Here is a 17,070-nt window from a genome sequence, read left to right as displayed (position 1 = left end):
ATGCAGCCTCGAAATGCTCATCCCGGATGCTCAGGGGCTCAGCAACCATGAAAGCAGCATCCCCGGAGGCGTTAAAGGCGAGCCGAAGGGGGACCGGCGGGGTGGACGACTGTGGCACGGCCGAAGAAGACGGCCCGGTAACCTGGGAGACCCCTGACCGTCCAGTCGTAGGATCCGGGCGACGGAGAACCGGTGACCCACTCCGACGCGCCGTCGGCTGCAAGCGGACCGACGGCCGGCCTCACGACGAGAGTCGTGGCGCACAGAACCAACGCTTGCGCGACTGGTAAGGCATAGCCGAGGGCAGACCGGAGGCATGCTGACGCGGCATGGGGAGTCGGATGGCTGCATACGAGCGATGATGGTGGGGAACGGGTTCGGCACCCGGACCCAGCGGAGCAAAGGCGGCCAGTGTTGAGGCAGAACCTCGGGAGGGAAACATGAGCCTGGGCACAGACCGAGGGTCCTCATGTCCCCGAAACTCCTGGGGGTAACGGAGCGAGCGAAGCACGACCCTGAAAACCGGAGGCCGACATCCCGGCGTTCTTACTTCGGATCAGGATCAGGGCGTGATCCTCAGCGGGCGGTTTCTTTGCCCCGGCGGCTGGTGACAATGCCTACGTCATTTGGCGCTTAAAAGAGGATCCACGACGCGCTTGTCAGATGGGCTACTGCGTTTCTGACCCGAAAACGGCCCAAACGGGGGGGGTCAAGAACCCGATGGCAGCAGGTCCACTCTGAAGGGCCCCGCCGACAGGCCCATCGGAGTCATCTCGACCCCACCGGTGGACTCCACCATGGACGCGGAGAAGCCAGCATCTTTGACGACCCGTAGAGTCGCGTCCGACAAGTCGAAGGTGGCCTCCCGAGCCGAGCTGCGAGCCAGTCCCGCCACCAAATGAAGGAAGGCCCATCGTGCAAACGGGTCTTCAGGCAGCTCAACGGACGCGTCAACAATGGGCACCGCCCTCTTGTCGCTTCGCACCCTTATCTCAAGTGTCCGCAGGTCGATGACATCCCCCGCCCCAGCCAGACTCACCGTCAACTCCGACGCGCGGTGCGCTGCGGTCCGCCTCGCCGTGCGGCCGTCAACCACAATGACGCCGGAAGCGCCGACAACTACCGCGGAGTCGCCCTCAACGATGAGAGCCGTGTTCTCGTCGATCCCGAACCCGACCTGGGGCAAGTCCGTCTGGATGACAGAAATGAGGAGTCGCCCGATCCGGCCTCGCGCCAGGAAATGCTGGTCCAGCAACGGCTCGAAGAAACCCATGCCTTGGCGGATCTGGACACCGTCAGCGTCCTGATCAGCCGCGACCCCGTCGGAAACGGCCTCAGCAGAGCTCCCGCCGGAGATCATCACACGGCTCATCATGGCCGCCCCGGCGCTGGAGCCCGCGACAACAGCACCCTCCAGCCACCGCTGCTTTACCGCGCGATACGCCTCCGTGGTATCCCCCGCCGGAAGGAATACATCGACGATTCGGCTTTGGGATCCGCCTGTGAAGTAGAAGCCGGAGCAGGCCGCCAGTTCGGCGACAACGGACGGATCCTGAGCCCGAGCGGGGTCCTCAGTCGAAATGAGGATACCCTTTACCGAACCAACTCCGGCGTACTCAGCCAACCTCTGCACCGCACCGGCCATCGACTCTTCGGGGTCAGAGCTGGCAGTCGGAACCACGCATAGCGGGCCGCCCCCCGCCCGAGCCTCCACAATGGCCTGGTACACGGTCGCGTTGTCCGCTTGGAGCGCGCCTCCAATGATGACCAAGCGACCGGGCTCGCCAGGACCCACGTCGCCATCCTGGATGGCCCCCGTCGTACACGCATGGAGCGCGATCAGGGCCAGAAGGACACGAGGAGCACTGATCGACTTGGGCATGATGGTCTCTGCGGACAAGCTCGTGGTGATCGTTACCAGGGCCACCTAACTAATGATTGGATTGCGTCCTGTGCTTCAGGATGGGAGATATGGCGGCTCGAGCGCAACTGGGTCCGGGGGAGCCGCGCCTGTGCTGACGTTCGGTACGGGGCTGGGGCGGCGATAATCGATTGGGTTGCAAGGTCATCCACCTGACAATCCGCCCTCGAGCCGTTTTCTCTGCTGGCTTGGGAGTCGGTCGAATGGGCTCTCGATGTTCAGGCCGGGTCGGTGCAGGAAGTGGAGATACCGCATCGTCGTGCGGATATCGTTGTGACCCATGAGCTGCTGAAGCGTACGCACGTCACAACCGGTGCGAACCATCTCAGTAGCGAAGCAGTGGCGGAGCACGTGCGCGGTGATCGGAGTAGCCACGCCCGACCGACGCCAGGCGGTCTTGATCGGGCGTTGGATACTCGTGATGTGGATGGGGCGCCTTCCCCATCGATTCGTCTTTTCGTCCTTGGTGAGCTTCGTGGAAGGAAGGAGGAACTGCCATGCCAGATCCCACCCGGCCTCGGGATCCTTCCGATGCAAGGCGCCCGGAAGGTGGGCCCAGCCGTGCCCGGCCTCCAGATCGAGCGCATGCTGGTCGGCGACGGCTTCGATCTGGTCTCTGATTGAGCTGATGGCGGCGTCCGGGAGAACGGTGATCCGATCTTTTTGTCCCTTTCCCGCTCGGATCATCAACTCCCTGTGTGTCAGGTTCAGGTCCTTCACACGGATGTCCACGACCTCGCTCACCCGAGGCCCCGCGCCGTAGATGATCATCGACGCGAGGAGCGGCAGCCCTCGCAACTCCGCCAGAAAACGATCGACGTCCCCCGGGGGTGCGTACCTGGGCAGTACGTGGGGCTCCTTAGCCCGGGTGATGCCACCGCGCGCGGCCAAATCCCGCCCGTAAAGCTCTCTGTACAGGAACGCGATCGATGACGCAGCCTGGTTCTGTGAGTCGGCGCCCAGCTCGAGGTCTTCGGCCAAGTAGGACAAGAACTGGTCGATCTCCTCGCTACCCATCGCCGCGGGATCTGTCCTGCCGTGATAGGACATGTAGCGGCGAATCCACCGCACATACGTTTTCTCAGTGCGCTTGCTCAGATGCCTACGCCCTAGCGCCTTCCCTGACTCACCCCGAGGTCTGTCTGACCTTACCTATCGGCCGGAAAGCCTCCGCCCGAGATCGACCGTCGCGAAGCCTGCCTCACCCCAACCCATCACGAAGACGCTGAAGCCCTGCTCCATACGCATCTCGATATCGCTCGCGTTGGCTGGGTAGCCGCAGAGTACGTCGAATTCTTTACACGCGGCCAGGACGGTCTGGATCGCGTTCTCCCAGCCTTCGGCGTCGAGCACCCGCTCACCGGCGGCGTCGGTGGTCGAGAAGAGCCCGCGTAATGTGCCGGCTCCGGGCCAGAGCACACCGATCCCTTCAACGGCGGCGATCTCGCGGACGTGCTCCAGGCCCTCGTGGCTCTCGACGATCGTCCAGTTGAGCAGCTCGCCGTCGGGGTTCAGCGGCCACAGGTCGGCCTTCTGGCGATACTCGGCTTCGCTCACCCCCCAGTAGGCAGGTGCCTGACCGACCGGATCCGGTCGAGTCCCTCCGTTCGAGGCGAAGCGCATCGCGGCGAGGCCTTGCCGGACTTCCTCCGCGCTTTCGACGCCCACGAACATGATCGTGCTCACGCCCGCGTCGAGCTGCTTGGCGATCGCCTCTCGTGCGCCGTCATAGTTGGTGCCGATCTCCTGCATCTTTACGACGAGCGGGTTCGAGCGCGTGGTGGCGCCAGCGGCCCGCATCGCGCCGACGAAACCCGTGAATGCGGAGAGCGCCTGGTCCACACCCCTCTCCATCGACCCGTCAAAGACAAAATCGCTCGAGGCGTACGCAAGCGTTTCGCTCGCGAGCTCCGTGGGCGTCTTCGCCGGGCCCGTGGGGGCGGCCCCCCCGCCCCGTCCGCGTCCCGTGCGCGCTCGTGGCGCGTAGAGCCCGAACACCGGTTTGCTCTGCTGGTGCAGGGTGATCATCCGGTTGAGCCGCTCCGCGCTCTGCGCGTATCCGGAAACCGGACCGACCACGAGTGCCAGAGTCGCCATTCCGATCGTGAGCCTGAACCGCATTCCATTCCTCCCGGGAGAGCTCCGCCTGACCCAATGGGTGACCGCCACGGTAGAGCGAGCAGCGCATGCCAGCAAGGCAATCAGGTCACGCCACCGCTTGTAGCCGGCTCGTCTCGGGCGAGGAAGAGCCAGTCCGTATGCTGCTCGTCGACGAGGTCGTTCACGTAACTCACCGGCACAATCTCGACGACTGCGAACGTGGCGCGCAGTGCATCGACGAACGGTGAGCTCTCCGCATACGACCAGACGGCCAGGATTCCGCCCGGCGCCAAGTGGTGCTTCGCGCGGGCGAGCCCGGACTCCGTATAAAACGACTCGTTGCCGCCCCCGAGATGATCCTCAGGTGAGTGGTCGATGTCGATGAGCACGAGGTCCCAGGGTTCGTCGGCCTGTTCACGGAGCGTCGCGTAGGCGTCACCTTCGCGGACCCTGAACCGCGGATCCGCGAGCAGCTCCGCGGAAAGCGGAACCAGGCCTTCCCGCAGAAAACCGACGACCGCCCCGAAGAGCTCGATCACCTCGACGCTCCGTACACGCGCCGACTGTAGCACCTCGGCCGCGGTATAGCCGAGACCCAGCCCGCACACGAGAACGGACAGGTCGTGCCCTGGGTGGCGCGCGAGCGCTTCATCCGCCAGCGCGCGCTCGGATACCGTGTTGTAGCTGCTCATCAGCAGCTGGTGATCGAGCGTGATCTCGGTGATCACGGTGCCGGGCCTGGAGAGGAGCTCCCGGCGGCGCAGGCATAGATCGCCGAGAGACGTCATCTCGTAGGCGAGGATTTCGAGATTGGAGGGGACCATCGGGACTGCTAGATGCTAGGAAGCCCGGCGACTCCAGCCTTACTTCTTGCCACGAGCTGCTCGCCGACAGCGCGATATCCTTCATCGATCGCCGCGTCCGTGTGGGGCGTCGCGGCCGCGTCGGAGTTCGCGATCGAGATGCGGCCGAAACGTTGACGGCCGATGACGCATGGCCGGTCGTCCGCTTCGAACAACGCCCACTCGATGGGGTCGTCGAGCGTGTCGTACGAGTAGGCATACCCGTGCGGCCAGCGGTTTACCGTGATCGCGGCGATGTCCCGCGCGGGGTCGAATCCTCCACCGGAGAGAGCGCGCCCGATCTGGTCCCTGATGTTGTGCTCGAACGTCTCGAAGGTGGTCTCCAGGAGGTCGCGGCGACCGCGCCGATGCTGCTCCTTCCTGGGGAACCCGGGCGCACAGGGTGTGCGCGTCATGTGGAGGACCATCGGGTCTTCCGGGGACCGTGGGGGGTTGTACGCCCCGATCTCCATGGCGCGCCCCAGGCTGAAGTTCGAGTGATACATGCCAGGGCAGGTAACGCTCCGGATCCCGAGATCCGCGAACGCGGTCCAGTTGCGGATCAGGACGTTGGTGTACACGATCGGCATGCGCTCGCCATAACCGAGCGCGGCTTTTTGCTCGGGAGACATCTCAGGACAGATATAGGGGATCATGTCGTTGTGGCACGCCATGACGACGTGGTTCGCGCGAACGGTCCTCGCGCTCCCGTCCTGCCCCACGTACGTGATCTCGACCTCCGACGCATTCTCCGGGCGCCCCCGATGCCGCACTCGGACCACGGTGCTGTTGAGCCTGATACGCACGGACGAGCCCGCGCGGTCGAGACGTGAATAGTCGAGGCGAGCCATGATCGAGTCCTCCAGCGTCGACCCTGGAAGCGCGTCGGGAATCATCGCCCGCACGAGGAGGCGAGCGAGCGTCGCGTTGCCGTCGGGAAGCTCGATCGTCGGTCCACCGCTGAACTGCCGTTCGCGACCGTGCTGTCCTCCGCCGATGTGCGTGAGCGGCCCGACCCGAGAGAAGGGCCGCAGGCCGAGCTGCTGGAATCCCGGATAACCCATCGCCCAGGCGAAGAGCGCGGGTAGCGCGTCGATACCGACACAGAAGAGGCCTTTCGGCCGGTCGTCGTAGAGCAACAGGGCCTCCGGCCGCACCCGGCCGTGGTCGAGCAGGAAGGTCGCGTAGCTCATTTTCGCGAGCCTCATTTTCCGCTCTCCGTCCGAGAGCCCTGACCAGCCGTCCGCCAGTGCACCGGCCTCCTGAAGCCTCACGATGTCTCGCTGCGCACCGTCGGACAACGGAGTTTGCGCGAGCCACTCTCGCCAACCACGTCGGGCGGAGTCCGAAGCGAAACCGCCTGCCGAGCCGGTCACCAGTCGATCGTCCCCGAAGACCTCTTGGCTGAAAAACGTGCTTCCCGTCAGGCCCAACGATCTGTAAAAGCTTCGACTCGTGGCGTCGGCCGCCTCTGCCCGCTCGAGATCCAGTCCGACTGCGGCCAGTAAGGTGCGGGCGACGGTCGAGTAATGATGGGTGGCCTCGAGGTTCGAGGTGCCGCCGTTGAGCAACAGCGTGCGACCCCCGTACGAGAACTCGTTGCGCTTGGCGTGGCCTCCGAAGTCGTCGTGGTTGTCGAGGATCAGAACGCGAGATCCCGGCCCGGCGCTGTCGTGGAAGAAGAAGCCCGCGGACAGCCCGCTCAGCCCCCCGCCCACGACGACCATATCGTAGCGTTCGCCCGAATCCTCTCCGGTCCAGGTGCGTCCGTCGCGGAAGCCGTGCGCGACCTCGAACGAGCCCGCGTGGCTGCCCCGCAAGCCCGTCGCCGCCGGTGGGTAATACGTCTCCTGAGGCCAGCCGTATCCAAGCCGGGGTCCGGCCTGCTCTTCGAGCCACCGCGAGGGCAACATCGAACCGCCGACGGTCACGGCGACCCCGTTGAGGAAATCGCGGCGGGTAATACCCTGGCCCATTCCCAGGTCGCGGTCATTGCCTTCCGACATCGTTGTCCCCCCGCGCGCGTGTGCCTTTAGGGCGGTCCCTTTGGGCGGTCCCATACCGACGCTCGATGAAGCCCAGCTCAACGCCGCACGTACGGCTGCCCCACCAACAAGCTCCGGTCGATACCCGGCTTCGGCACGAACTTTTGTATACGCGCGTGCTGGTTGTCCGCGCCGTAGAGGTTGCCGTCGGAATCCACGGCGAACGAGTGCATCTCGAGGTATCGGTGTGGTCCTTCCGTCGGAAGGTTGAACGAGTACTGCCGATTCCCGTCCAGGTCGAGCTGGACGATCTTCGCCGGGCGGAGGTCGGTTACCCAGACGCGGTCGCCGCTGACGATGATGTCGAGCGGCAGCCCGAACCCGGTCCACTCCGCGACCGGCGCGAACTCCGGATGGTACCAGTCCGCGGCTTCGTCGGACTGGCGGAACACCTGGACGCGGCTGTTGTCGCGGTCGACGACGAAGATCGAGCCGTCGGGTCCGACAGCGATTCCGTGCACGACGTTGAATTGACCGAGCGCGTCTCCTCTCTCGCCGAACTCGGTCAAGTACTTTCCATCGGAATCGAGGACCATCACGCGCCCGTTGTCGAAACCGTCGGCGACCAGGATCCGGCCATCGGGAAGGAACGCCACGTCCTGCGGTTTGCCGAAGTGGGTCTCGTCCTGACCAGCGACGTTCTTCTCACCGAGCGTCATCAGGAGCTCCCGCCCATCGTTCGAGAACACGAAAATCTGGTGCCCGGTCTCGTGGATCACCCACACGCGGCGCTCGGGGTCGTACGGACTGACCCGAATCCTGTGCGGTCCGGGTCCATCCGTCCCTGCGAACAGGTAATCCCACTGGTCCCAGACGTCGAGGATGTTGCCGTCGCCGTCGACCACGTAGATGCAGTTCTGCCACGTCCGGCCCTCGCCGCTGAGCGCATTGATTCCGATCGAGCCCACAAAACCCTCGAAGCCATCCGGAACGGGGTCGGGTAGCCGGGTCTCGCCCCGCTGGAGCACGATGATCCGGTCCGGGGACTCGGCGTAGACCCCCGAGTTTCCACCCCACGCGAACCCCTCGGACGCGAACCGCGTCGGCCAGCCCTCGACGATGTCGTACGGGTTCGGTCCCGTGGGCCCGAGATCTTGAGCCGCAGCGGGCCCGGCCAGCAGAACCAGCGAGGCGACAAGACGAAGGACACGGATGGGCGTACGCATGACAGACTGCCTTGGTGATGTTGGTCTCGTGATGTCCTGACGGTGCGCGGCTCCTCAGCCGAGAATCCTACGCAAACGTATGCGATTTCGCGGGTAGGGTCACCGCTTCCCCAGCTCGGTGATCGTACACTCGGCAAGAACGATACGGACCCGATTGCCACGTCGCGACCCGTTCGCTCCGTCAACTCTTCTGAGGTGCGCATGCCGTAGGCCTCGTCACCCAACCGGACGATGACCAGAAGCACGAGATGCTCCATCTCGCCGAGAGTCTGATTTCGTGTCATGATTGCGCGCTGCGCACCGAGAGATCACGATGGGTGCGGTGGCCCGCAGTCAAGCGGGTCGAACGCGGGAGCGAAGATCATGACGAACGGCAAGTGCTGGCGGTTTCAGCGTCTGTCCCCCTCCACCTGGCTCACCGTGGCGCTCGGCTCGTTGTTTGCCGCACCGACGGGGGCGATGGCACAGGGACCGGGGACCGAGAACGGGCAGTGGACTTTCCTCGGTGGGGACGCGTGGCACACGCGCTATAGCCCGGCGACCCAAATCGACGCATCGAATTTCGAGGACCTCGAGGTGCTCTGGCAGTTCCAGGCAGCAAGCTTCGGTCCGAGCACGCCCCGCGCGACGCCGACGTATGTCGATGGCAAGCTGATCACCGTCACCGGCTACAATCGAAACGTGATCGCGCTCGATCCAGCGACCGGGGAGCTGCTCTGGAGTTGGGTTCCGCCGACCACGTTTCGCTCCGAATACTCGATGCGATCTCCGTACGGGAAGGGAATAGCGTACGGCGAGATCGACGGAAGAGGCGTCGTATATATCACGAGCCCCGGTTTCTTCCTGCATGCGTTGGACGTCGAGACCGGTCGGCCGCTCGAGGGCTGGGGCAGGCCCGTTCCGATCGAAGGGTTCCCGGGTGGCACCGTGGACCTCGTGGAGGATCTGATCCGAGACTGGGGCCCGTGGGAGAAGCTGAACCAACCCTACGATCCCTACCAGGGGATGCCGATCGAGATCGGCTTCATCACTGCTTCGTCGCCACCCATCGTGGTCAACGACGTGGTGGTCGTCGGGAACTCCGCCGAGCAGGGTTACCTCCAGACGCGTCAGGAGATGGTGCCGGGCGACATCATGGGGTACGACGCTCGCACCGGAGAATACCTGTGGAAGTTCCACGTCGTCCCGCGCCCCGGAGAGTTCGGGCACGAGACGTGGGAGAACGACGCGTGGGAGTGGACGGGCGATGTATCGTCGTGGGCGCCGATGGCCGCCGATCCGGAGCTCGGCCTCGTCTACATCCCGACGAACACCGTCACCATCGACTACTACGGCGGCTTCCATCCAGGGGACAACCTCTACAGCACGAGCATCATCGCGCTCGACGTCGCGACCGGTGAACGAGCGTGGCACTTCCAGCTCGTGCATCACGACATCTGGAACTACGACACCTCCGCCGCGCCGATCTTGATGGACGTAACGGTCGATGGCGAAGAGATCCCGGGCGTGTTCCAGGCCACCAAGCAGGCGTTCCTCTACGCGCTGAACAGGGAGACGGGCGAGCCGATCTGGCCGATCGAGGAGCGGCCGGTGCCGCAATCGAGGGTGCCGGGCGAGCAGTCGGCTCCCACCCAGCCGTTCCCGACCAAGCCGGCTGCCTTCGACCTCCAGGGTCGTAACGAGGACCACCTCATCGACTACACGCCCGAGATCTATCAGAGGGCGCTGGAAGTCGCGCGAAACAACAACCTGTTCGTACCCATGTTCAATCCGCCGACGCACGTGGGCGATCCGGCGGGGCCCGGGATGATTTGTCCGGGAGGCACCGGCGGCGTGAACATCACGGGTGCGCCGGTGGCTGACCCGGTGGCGGGCGTGATCTTCATCTCGTCACACAGTGCCTGCGGTCCGCTGCAGGTCGCCCCCGGCGTCGAGTCCCCGTTGGACGGCCCCGAGCAGACGGGCGTGACCCACTCCGACTGGTCCAATGCCCAGGGTCAGGGAGGAGGGGGTCGACGTTGGTTCGAGGCCGCCAGGATCGATGGGCTTTCGATCTGGAAGGGACCCGTCGGGCGGATCAGCGCGATCGATCTGAACACGGGTGAGTACCTCTGGATCATCCCCAACGGTGATGCGCCGGACGACGAGCAGGAGTTGATCCGGAATCACCCGCTGCTTCAGGGTGTCGCTGGCGTCCCGACCAACCAGGGCAGGAGCGGGCACGCTGCCATGGTTGCAACGGCGACGCTGCTGTTGGCTTCAGGCCAGACCAGTGACGGGACGCCGACTCTGTTCGCCATCGACAAGGCCAGCGGCGAGCGAGTCGGTGAGCTCGAACTGCCTGGCTTCACCCGCTACGGTATGTCGAGTTGGGTGCATGAGGGGCGGCAGTACGTAATCATCCAACTCGCGGATGGGCTGGCGGCGCTGGGATTGCCGCGGGGCTAGCGCGCCGTGGGTAGCTGGCCCAGCGGTCACCACCGTACGCTTCCAGCACGTATTAACGTATCTGCATGAAGACCATCGGCTCCCATCTGGCCACGCTGCTCGCGGGGGAAATCAAACTGCGCCGGCAGCTCGCGCCGTTCGTAAAGTACGTGGTCCTCCTCGTCGCGGTCGTTTCGCTCTACGCTTGGCTGTTCCACGCGATCATGGCGCGGGAGGGTCAGGACCACTCGTGGTTCACGGGAGTCTATTGGGCGCTCACCGTGATGAGCACGCTCGGCTTCGGTGATATCACGTTCGAGAGCGACCTGGGCCGTGTGTTCAGCACCCTCGTGCTGCTGACCGGCATGGTGCTGCTCCTCATCATCCTCCCGTTCCTCTTCATCCGAGTTGTGTACGCCCCGTGGCTCGAGCAGCGGAGCCGCCGCCGCATCCGCGAGCTCCAGTCCGTGCCGGAAGGCGTCGCGGGTCACGTGCTGATCTGCGTCAACGATCCCATTGCGCCCGGGCTCATCCGCCGCCTTCAACTAGCGGACGAGCCCGTCTATGTGATTGAGCCCGACGCCGACCTTGCGATGCACTTGCAAGATGTCGGCGTGCCGGTTGTCACTGGCGAGATCGACTCCGTCGAGACCTACCGAGCCGCCGGAGCGGCACGGGCTCGCCTCGTCCTGGCCAACGCATCGGACACGATCAACTCCAACATCGTCCTCACCGTGCGCGAGCTGTCCGATTCGGTGCCCATCGTCGCGCTGGCCGAAGCGGAAGACTCGATCGACGTGCTGGAGCTCAGCGGCGCCACGCACGTGCTGCCGCTGATCCACCAACTCGGCGAGCACCTCGCCAACCGGGTGAGCGCGGGGACGTCGCGAGCCAACGTGATCGGCAAGTTCCATCACCTGCTGCTCGCCGAGTTCCCGGTGCACAACACGCCGTTCCAGGGCCAGACCATCCGCGACACACGGTTGCGCGAGTTTACCGGGGCCACGATCGTGGGCGTATGGGAGGGTGGGCGGTTCCTGCCCTCGCGACCGGATCTCGAGCTCTCACCGCTCTGCGTGCCGGTCGTGATCGGCACACCCGAGCAGATCTCGGAGCTGGACGAAGTGCTCGTCATCTACGACCCCAATCCGAATCCGGTGCTCATCGTCGGCGGCGGCAAGGTGGGGCGCGCCGCCGCTGCGGCCCTCAAACGGCGGGAGATCCCCGTGCATATGGTGGAGCGCAACCCGGAACTGGAGCCGCGGATCGCGAGCATTCCGGACCGGTTGTTTCTGGGCGACGCCGCCGACCGGCGCCTACTCGACGAAGCGGGGATCGCCGAGACACCGTGCGTCCTGCTCACGACGCACGACGATGCGATGAACGTCTACCTGACCGTGTACTGCCGGCGGCTCAATCCCAACGCGCGCATCATCACCCGGGTCACGCACCAGCGGAACGTCGAGGCCATCCAGCGCGCAGGCGCCGACTTCGTCTTGAGCTACGCGTCCTTAGGCGTGCAGACGGTGTACTCGATCGTGCAGGGACGGGAGCTCGTCGTGCTGGGCGAGGGCGTTGATCTCTTCTACATGCCGCTCCCTCCGTCGCTCGCGGACAAGACGCTCGCCGAGGCGGGGATCGGCGCGCGCACCGGCCTGAACGTGATCGGCGTCCAGAAGGACGGGCATATCGTCACGAATCTGACGCCCAACCAGCGGCTGGTTGAGGGCTCGACGCTCGTCGCCCTGGGCAGCGCGGAGCAGCAGGAGCGCTTTAGCTCCGTCTACGACTAGCCACAGGGCGAGGGCGGCAGTCAGGGGGAGAGGCCGGGTGGGAAGATCGGCCGCTGCGCCTCGAGTCTCAGGCACGGCGTTGGTCGGACCATGTGGACGCCGTCGGCGCCGTACTTCGCGGTGACCTCGGATGACGAAGAACAAGAAGGGGACGGCAGCTTCAGAACCGAGTAGGGGATTGCCTCCCAGCGATTTGTCCTCGATCATGTCCGTCCGGCCCAGTCACAGGACACTGACGTCGGTCACAGATCGTCGGACCCGGGGGGATACCATGAGCCGCTGTCGTCTGTTTGCGTTCCTGCTGTTCGCGTCGTTCGTCGCTGCGCCTCTGGCTGCCCAGGACGGTTACCGTCTGCCGCCGCCGGAGGTCGTCGAGATCCTCGATGCACCGGGCGCTCCGTCGGTGAGTGTGAGCCCTGACAACGAGTGGCTGATCCTCACGCACCGCAAGAACATGCCGTCGCTGGCCGACATGTCCCAGCCGATGCTGCGCATCGGTGGCCGGCGCATCAACCCGGCGACCAACGGCCGCTTCAACCCCAGTCTGGTCACAGGTTTCTCGGTGATGCGAGTGTCGGACGGGAGCGAGCGCGCGATCGACCTGCCCCATGAGGACGGCTGGAGCTCCCCGGGCTTCTCGCCCGACGGCGCCCGCTTCTTTGTGACCAGGGACAGCGACTCCGGCGTCGAGCTCTGGATCGGGGACGTCCAGGCCGCCACGGCCGAGCGGATTCCGGGCCCGGTCCTCAACACCGCGCGCGGCGGCGCTTGTCAGTGGATGCCGGACTCGGAGCACCTGCTCTGTCATCAGGTGATCGACGGACGTGGAAGCGCGCCCGAGAAGCCCGCCGTGCCTGCGGCTCCGGTGATGCAGCAGAACCTGGGTGTCGTCGCGGTGGTTCGGACCTATCAGGACCTGCTCAAGGACCAGCACGACATCGCGCTGTACGACTACTACATGGCGTCTCAGCCGATTCTGGTGGATGTCCAGACCGGTGCGACGAGCCCGATCGGGGTCTCGGGCAACTATGCGGGGCTCGTGGCGTCCCCCAGCGGAGACTACTTCCTCGCCGAGCACAGGAAGAAGCCCTTCAGCTACCTGGTCACCGATCGCTCCTTCCCCATGGATGTCGAGGTCTGGGATGGGGAGGGAAACGTGGTCGCCACGCTCGCCGACGTGCCGCTGCGGGAGACCGTGCCGATCGGCGGTGTGCAAACCGGTCGTCGCAACTTCGGGTGGCTGGACGGAGAGCGGCATACGGTCGTTTACGTCGAAGCGCTCGACGGCGGCAACACGCGGGCGCCGGCTCCGGAGCGGGACAAGCTGATGAGGCTCGAGGCTCCCTTCGCGGGGGCGGGCACCGAAATCGCTCGCACCACCCTCCGCTATTCCGGGCTCCGACGGGGCCAGGGGACGATGGCGTTCCTGACCGAGTCCGAACGCCCCAGCCGCACACGGCGCACGTGGAGGATCGATCTGGCCGGCGGCTCCGAGCCCGAGCTCATGTTCGAGGTCAACACCGAGGATCGGTACAACGACCCGGGCACACCGATGATGGCGCCCGACGCGCAGGGCGATTATCGGATGATCCAGGACGGTGACTGGGTCTTCCTGTCCGGGCCAGGTGGCTCGGACGACGGGGACAGGCCCTTCCTCGATCGCTTCAACGTGCGCACGAAGGTGACCGAGCGGCTTTGGCAGGCGGCCGCGGGGACGTACGAGGCGATCATCGAGATGCTCGACAACGAAGGCCGCAGGATTCTCACGCGCTACGAGACGACGAGCGACTTTCCGAACTACTTCATCCGCGACACACGCACTGGGAACGGGGACCAGATCACGGCGTTCGCGAACCCGCACCCCCAGCTCAGCGAGGTGGAGAAGCGCTTCATTACGTACGAGCGCGAGGACGGCGTGCAACTCTCGGCCACGCTCTACTTGCCGCCCGGGTACGAAGAGGGTGACAAGGTCCCGTCCGTCGTGTGGGCGTACCCGCGCGAGTACCAGACCGACGACCTCGCGGGGCAGGTGCGCGGCTCACCGTACCGGTTTACGCGCATCAGCGGCTACTCGCACCTGTTCTTCCTCACGCAGGGTTACGCCGTACTGGACGGTGCCGCGATCCCGATCGTCGGGGGGGACGAGGCGAACGACAGCTACGTCGAACAGCTCGTGGCCGGCGGCCAAGCGGCCGTCGATGTGCTCGTGGATCTCGGCATCTCCGAAGCCGATCGCATCGGCATCGGTGGGCACAGCTACGGCGCCTTCATGACCGCCAACATGCTCGCGCACTCCGACCTGTTCGCTGCCGGCATCGCTCGCAGCGGTGCGTACAACCGGTCCCTCACTCCGTTTGGATTCCAGAGCGAGCAGCGCACTTTCTGGGAGGCGCCCGAGCTCTACTTCGAGATGTCGCCCTTCATGAACGCGGACAAGATCAACGAGCCGCTGCTCCTCATCCACGGCACCGCGGACAACAACTCAGGCACGTTTCCGATCCAGTCCGAGCGCATGTACCACGCGCTCAAGGGGCACGGAGCGACCGTCCGACTCGTGATGCTCCCGAACGAGTCTCACGGCTACCGCGGTCGCGAGTCGGTCCTGCACACGCTTGCCGAGATGATCGAGTGGTTCGACACGTACGTGAAGCCGGGGAGGAAGATCACGTTCTAGGCCAAAGTCGGCCAGCCGTGTGGCGGGCTTGATTCTTGCCTCTCCCCGGCGCGATACTGCCTACGTGCGCCGGACTCGACCAGCGACCATATCCGGCCGCTCGCCCCTGTTCAACGACGAGGCCATGGATCATGACCGCACCGAGCCTGAAGAACAGCCCATCTCAGAGTGGACAAGGGAAGCAGATTCTCCTCGCCGACAGCAAGCATCGGGCAGCTCGGTTCGAGGCGGAGCCATCGACGCTCTGGATGATCCTCGCCGGGCTGGGTGTTACCATAGCCGTGATCGGATGGACTGACCTGGCCCTCCTCTGGTATCCGTTGAATTTTGGTAACCCCGAGTGGGAATTTGGGACGATCAGTGCTCATTACGACGGAATGCCACTCGGTACCATCGGTCTGGTAACATTGGCGGTCGCTGTCATGGGCCTGGGGTGGCGATTGGCGACCCGCGTGCTTTCCGGGCTCTTTGCGTTGATCACGCTGGGTCTCGTAGGAATCTTCGCCATCTATCTGTTGGACGTAGCGGTCGCATTGGGAGGAGTCGCCCCCGCCATCGTACCCATAATCAAGAAGGCCATCGCCAAGGCCGTAGTATTCGCCACCGTCTATATGGCCTTCTACGGCTGGCTCTCGGCGTATCTATGGCGCAAGACGCGGCTGTGACCTTGCCGGAGCCCTTCTTTTCTGGTGGCCCCAGTGGCGGGCCGACTACTCGCTTTCGACGGTAAGACCCCGCCGTCGGCGAATCATCCCGACACCCCCGAGTCCCAACAGTCCGGAAGCGAGCAGAATTACCGTCGCGGGCTCAGGACTGACGGTCGACGGGACCGGATTCGGGACCGAAATGCAGTAGTCGCTTTGGCCCGGACCGTCGTCGGTGTCGCATTGGTAATACTTACCGTCCATCACGACTTCCCACTCGAGCCCCAGCGAAATATTCTCGTCCCACTCGTATTCAGTCACAAACGAGAACTCTATCCAACCGCCGCCGCAGGTCGTGAAATAAGAGCTGGGGTTCAGGTCCGATACATCACAACCGAATAGCGCTCCCTCGGGGTTGTCCCGCACCGATGACGCGTTATCGCGGCCGGTCAGCCTGAACTCGATTTCGTGACCCTTTGGCCTGATCTCCCACTGCGAGCCCGCATCGTTGACATTCCCTGCCCCGTCAATCGCGGCCACCATGAATTCTGTGGGGTCCGGGTCGTCGAGATCGGTTCGGCCCTTTGTGAGCTCGATCTCGTACAACGCCGCCGCCACCGTCGCATCGGGGTGCCAACCCTGAAGGTTCGCGACGCGAACCCGAACCAAGGTCTTCCCGGTGGCCACGTCGAAGAGCGTGTACACTTCCAAGCTCGCGCAAGCCCTGATTGCGCCGGTAGTGCAATACTCGCGGAACGTCACAAACGGCACCGGGTCGGCCCACGCCTGCGTTGTTCCAAGAACGGTCATGACCGCTGCCACCGCCAGGATTCTTCCGGACTTCACTGCCATTGTCTGACCTCCACCACCACTGGATAAAAACGACACACTATACAGACTCACTGACCATAACTTTAGCAATATTCATACCCGTTTTAACGTCCTGGACAAACAATGATAAGCCGTTGTCATACAGGGAGTTATCACTGTTCATATGATGCCGAAAGCGATGTCCCGATGCAACAAATGTGGGACGCAGGAGGCGTCAGCCGACAATTGGCGTGCGCGGCATGGTAGCCGGTCGCTCGGCGCATCGTGGCAACACCCCTTGGGGACGCCGGGTCTCGGTATGTTGTCCCTCGGCCTCATGGGGCTAGATGGCGGCGCACCAAACAAAACAGCCGTTGCGGAGGAGTGCGGTGGTTGTGGAGGCAATCGCGGTTCGACAACCTGATCGAGTTGCACTTCATGATATTTCCGACATCGTCGGTGTACGAGTTCCTGCGGGACATGCCTCGCCGACAGAACCTCGAGTCGGCGCAGGCCGTCGACAAGGATGGGCATCGCCTCTCGCTGACCTATGTCCCTATGATTCCACACATCGTTTACTCTTTACTCTGTCGGCGGGAACTGGCCAGCAGCGGCCTATCGTCCGCCCCCAGGCCGAAGCGCGACAAC

Annotated in this window: 11 protein-coding genes; 4 read left to right on the top strand and 7 right to left on the bottom strand. The window is 64.5% G+C overall.

Annotation, left to right across the window (positions count from 1 at the left end; genetic code table 11):
- Nucleotides 1-709 precede the first annotated feature (709 nt).
- From IIB36_15025 to IIB36_15000, 6 genes are all read right to left on the bottom strand, one after another.
- On the bottom strand, nucleotides 710-1,882 hold the full coding sequence (locus IIB36_15025; GenBank protein MCH7533050.1) for a cyanophycinase: 1,173 nt from the start codon (nucleotides 1,880-1,882) through the stop codon (nucleotides 710-712).
- A gap of 183 nt (nucleotides 1,883-2,065) precedes the next feature.
- Nucleotides 2,066-3,019 (bottom strand): integron integrase, encoded by a 954-nt coding sequence (locus tag IIB36_15020; GenBank protein MCH7533049.1) that lies wholly within the window; start codon nucleotides 3,017-3,019, stop codon nucleotides 2,066-2,068.
- Between the two features lie 54 nt (nucleotides 3,020-3,073).
- Nucleotides 3,074-4,042, bottom strand: coding sequence for a hypothetical protein (locus IIB36_15015; protein ID MCH7533048.1), 969 nt, complete (start codon nucleotides 4,040-4,042; stop codon nucleotides 3,074-3,076).
- 80 nt (nucleotides 4,043-4,122) lie between these two features.
- Nucleotides 4,123-4,845, bottom strand: coding sequence for a spermidine synthase (locus IIB36_15010; GenBank protein MCH7533047.1), 723 nt, complete (start codon nucleotides 4,843-4,845; stop codon nucleotides 4,123-4,125).
- Nucleotides 4,846-4,853: 8 nt separating this feature from the next.
- The gene (locus IIB36_15005) at nucleotides 4,854-6,869 is read right to left on the bottom strand and encodes an NAD(P)-binding protein (GenBank protein MCH7533046.1); all 2,016 of its coding nucleotides are present in this window, start codon (nucleotides 6,867-6,869) and stop codon (nucleotides 4,854-4,856) included.
- A 77-nt stretch (nucleotides 6,870-6,946) separates the two neighbouring features.
- Nucleotides 6,947-8,074, bottom strand: a complete 1,128-nt coding sequence (locus tag IIB36_15000; GenBank protein MCH7533045.1) for a hypothetical protein — start codon at nucleotides 8,072-8,074, stop codon at nucleotides 6,947-6,949.
- Between the two features lie 363 nt (nucleotides 8,075-8,437).
- Here IIB36_15000 and IIB36_14995 point away from each other — a divergent pair, with 363 nt between their 5' ends.
- The 4 genes from IIB36_14995 (at nucleotide 8,438) to IIB36_14980 (ending at nucleotide 15,633) form a co-directional block, all read left to right on the top strand.
- Nucleotides 8,438-10,522, top strand: coding sequence for a PQQ-binding-like beta-propeller repeat protein (locus tag IIB36_14995; GenBank protein MCH7533044.1), 2,085 nt, complete (start codon nucleotides 8,438-8,440; stop codon nucleotides 10,520-10,522).
- A gap of 65 nt (nucleotides 10,523-10,587) precedes the next feature.
- On the top strand, nucleotides 10,588-12,294 hold the full coding sequence (locus tag IIB36_14990; protein MCH7533043.1) for an NAD-binding protein: 1,707 nt from the start codon (nucleotides 10,588-10,590) through the stop codon (nucleotides 12,292-12,294).
- Nucleotides 12,295-12,565: 271 nt separating this feature from the next.
- Nucleotides 12,566-14,968 carry a S9 family peptidase gene (locus IIB36_14985; protein MCH7533042.1) on the top strand — a complete coding sequence of 801 codons (2,403 nt, stop codon included), beginning with the start codon at nucleotides 12,566-12,568 and terminating at the stop codon, nucleotides 14,966-14,968.
- 131 nt (nucleotides 14,969-15,099) lie between these two features.
- Complete coding sequence (locus tag IIB36_14980; GenBank protein ID MCH7533041.1) at nucleotides 15,100-15,633, top strand: hypothetical protein; 534 nt, start codon at nucleotides 15,100-15,102, stop codon at nucleotides 15,631-15,633.
- 45 nt (nucleotides 15,634-15,678) lie between these two features.
- Here the strand turns inward: IIB36_14980 and IIB36_14975 are convergent, their stop codons facing one another.
- On the bottom strand, nucleotides 15,679-16,464 hold the full coding sequence (locus tag IIB36_14975) for a PEP-CTERM sorting domain-containing protein (GenBank protein ID MCH7533040.1): 786 nt from the start codon (nucleotides 16,462-16,464) through the stop codon (nucleotides 15,679-15,681).
- Between the last annotated feature and the right edge of the window lie 606 nt (nucleotides 16,465-17,070).

This window comes from Gemmatimonadota bacterium (assembly GCA_022560615.1).
GTDB lineage: Bacteria > Gemmatimonadota > Gemmatimonadetes > Longimicrobiales > Gaopeijiaceae > UBA1138.
This window is presented reverse-complemented; position numbering and strand designations above follow the sequence as displayed.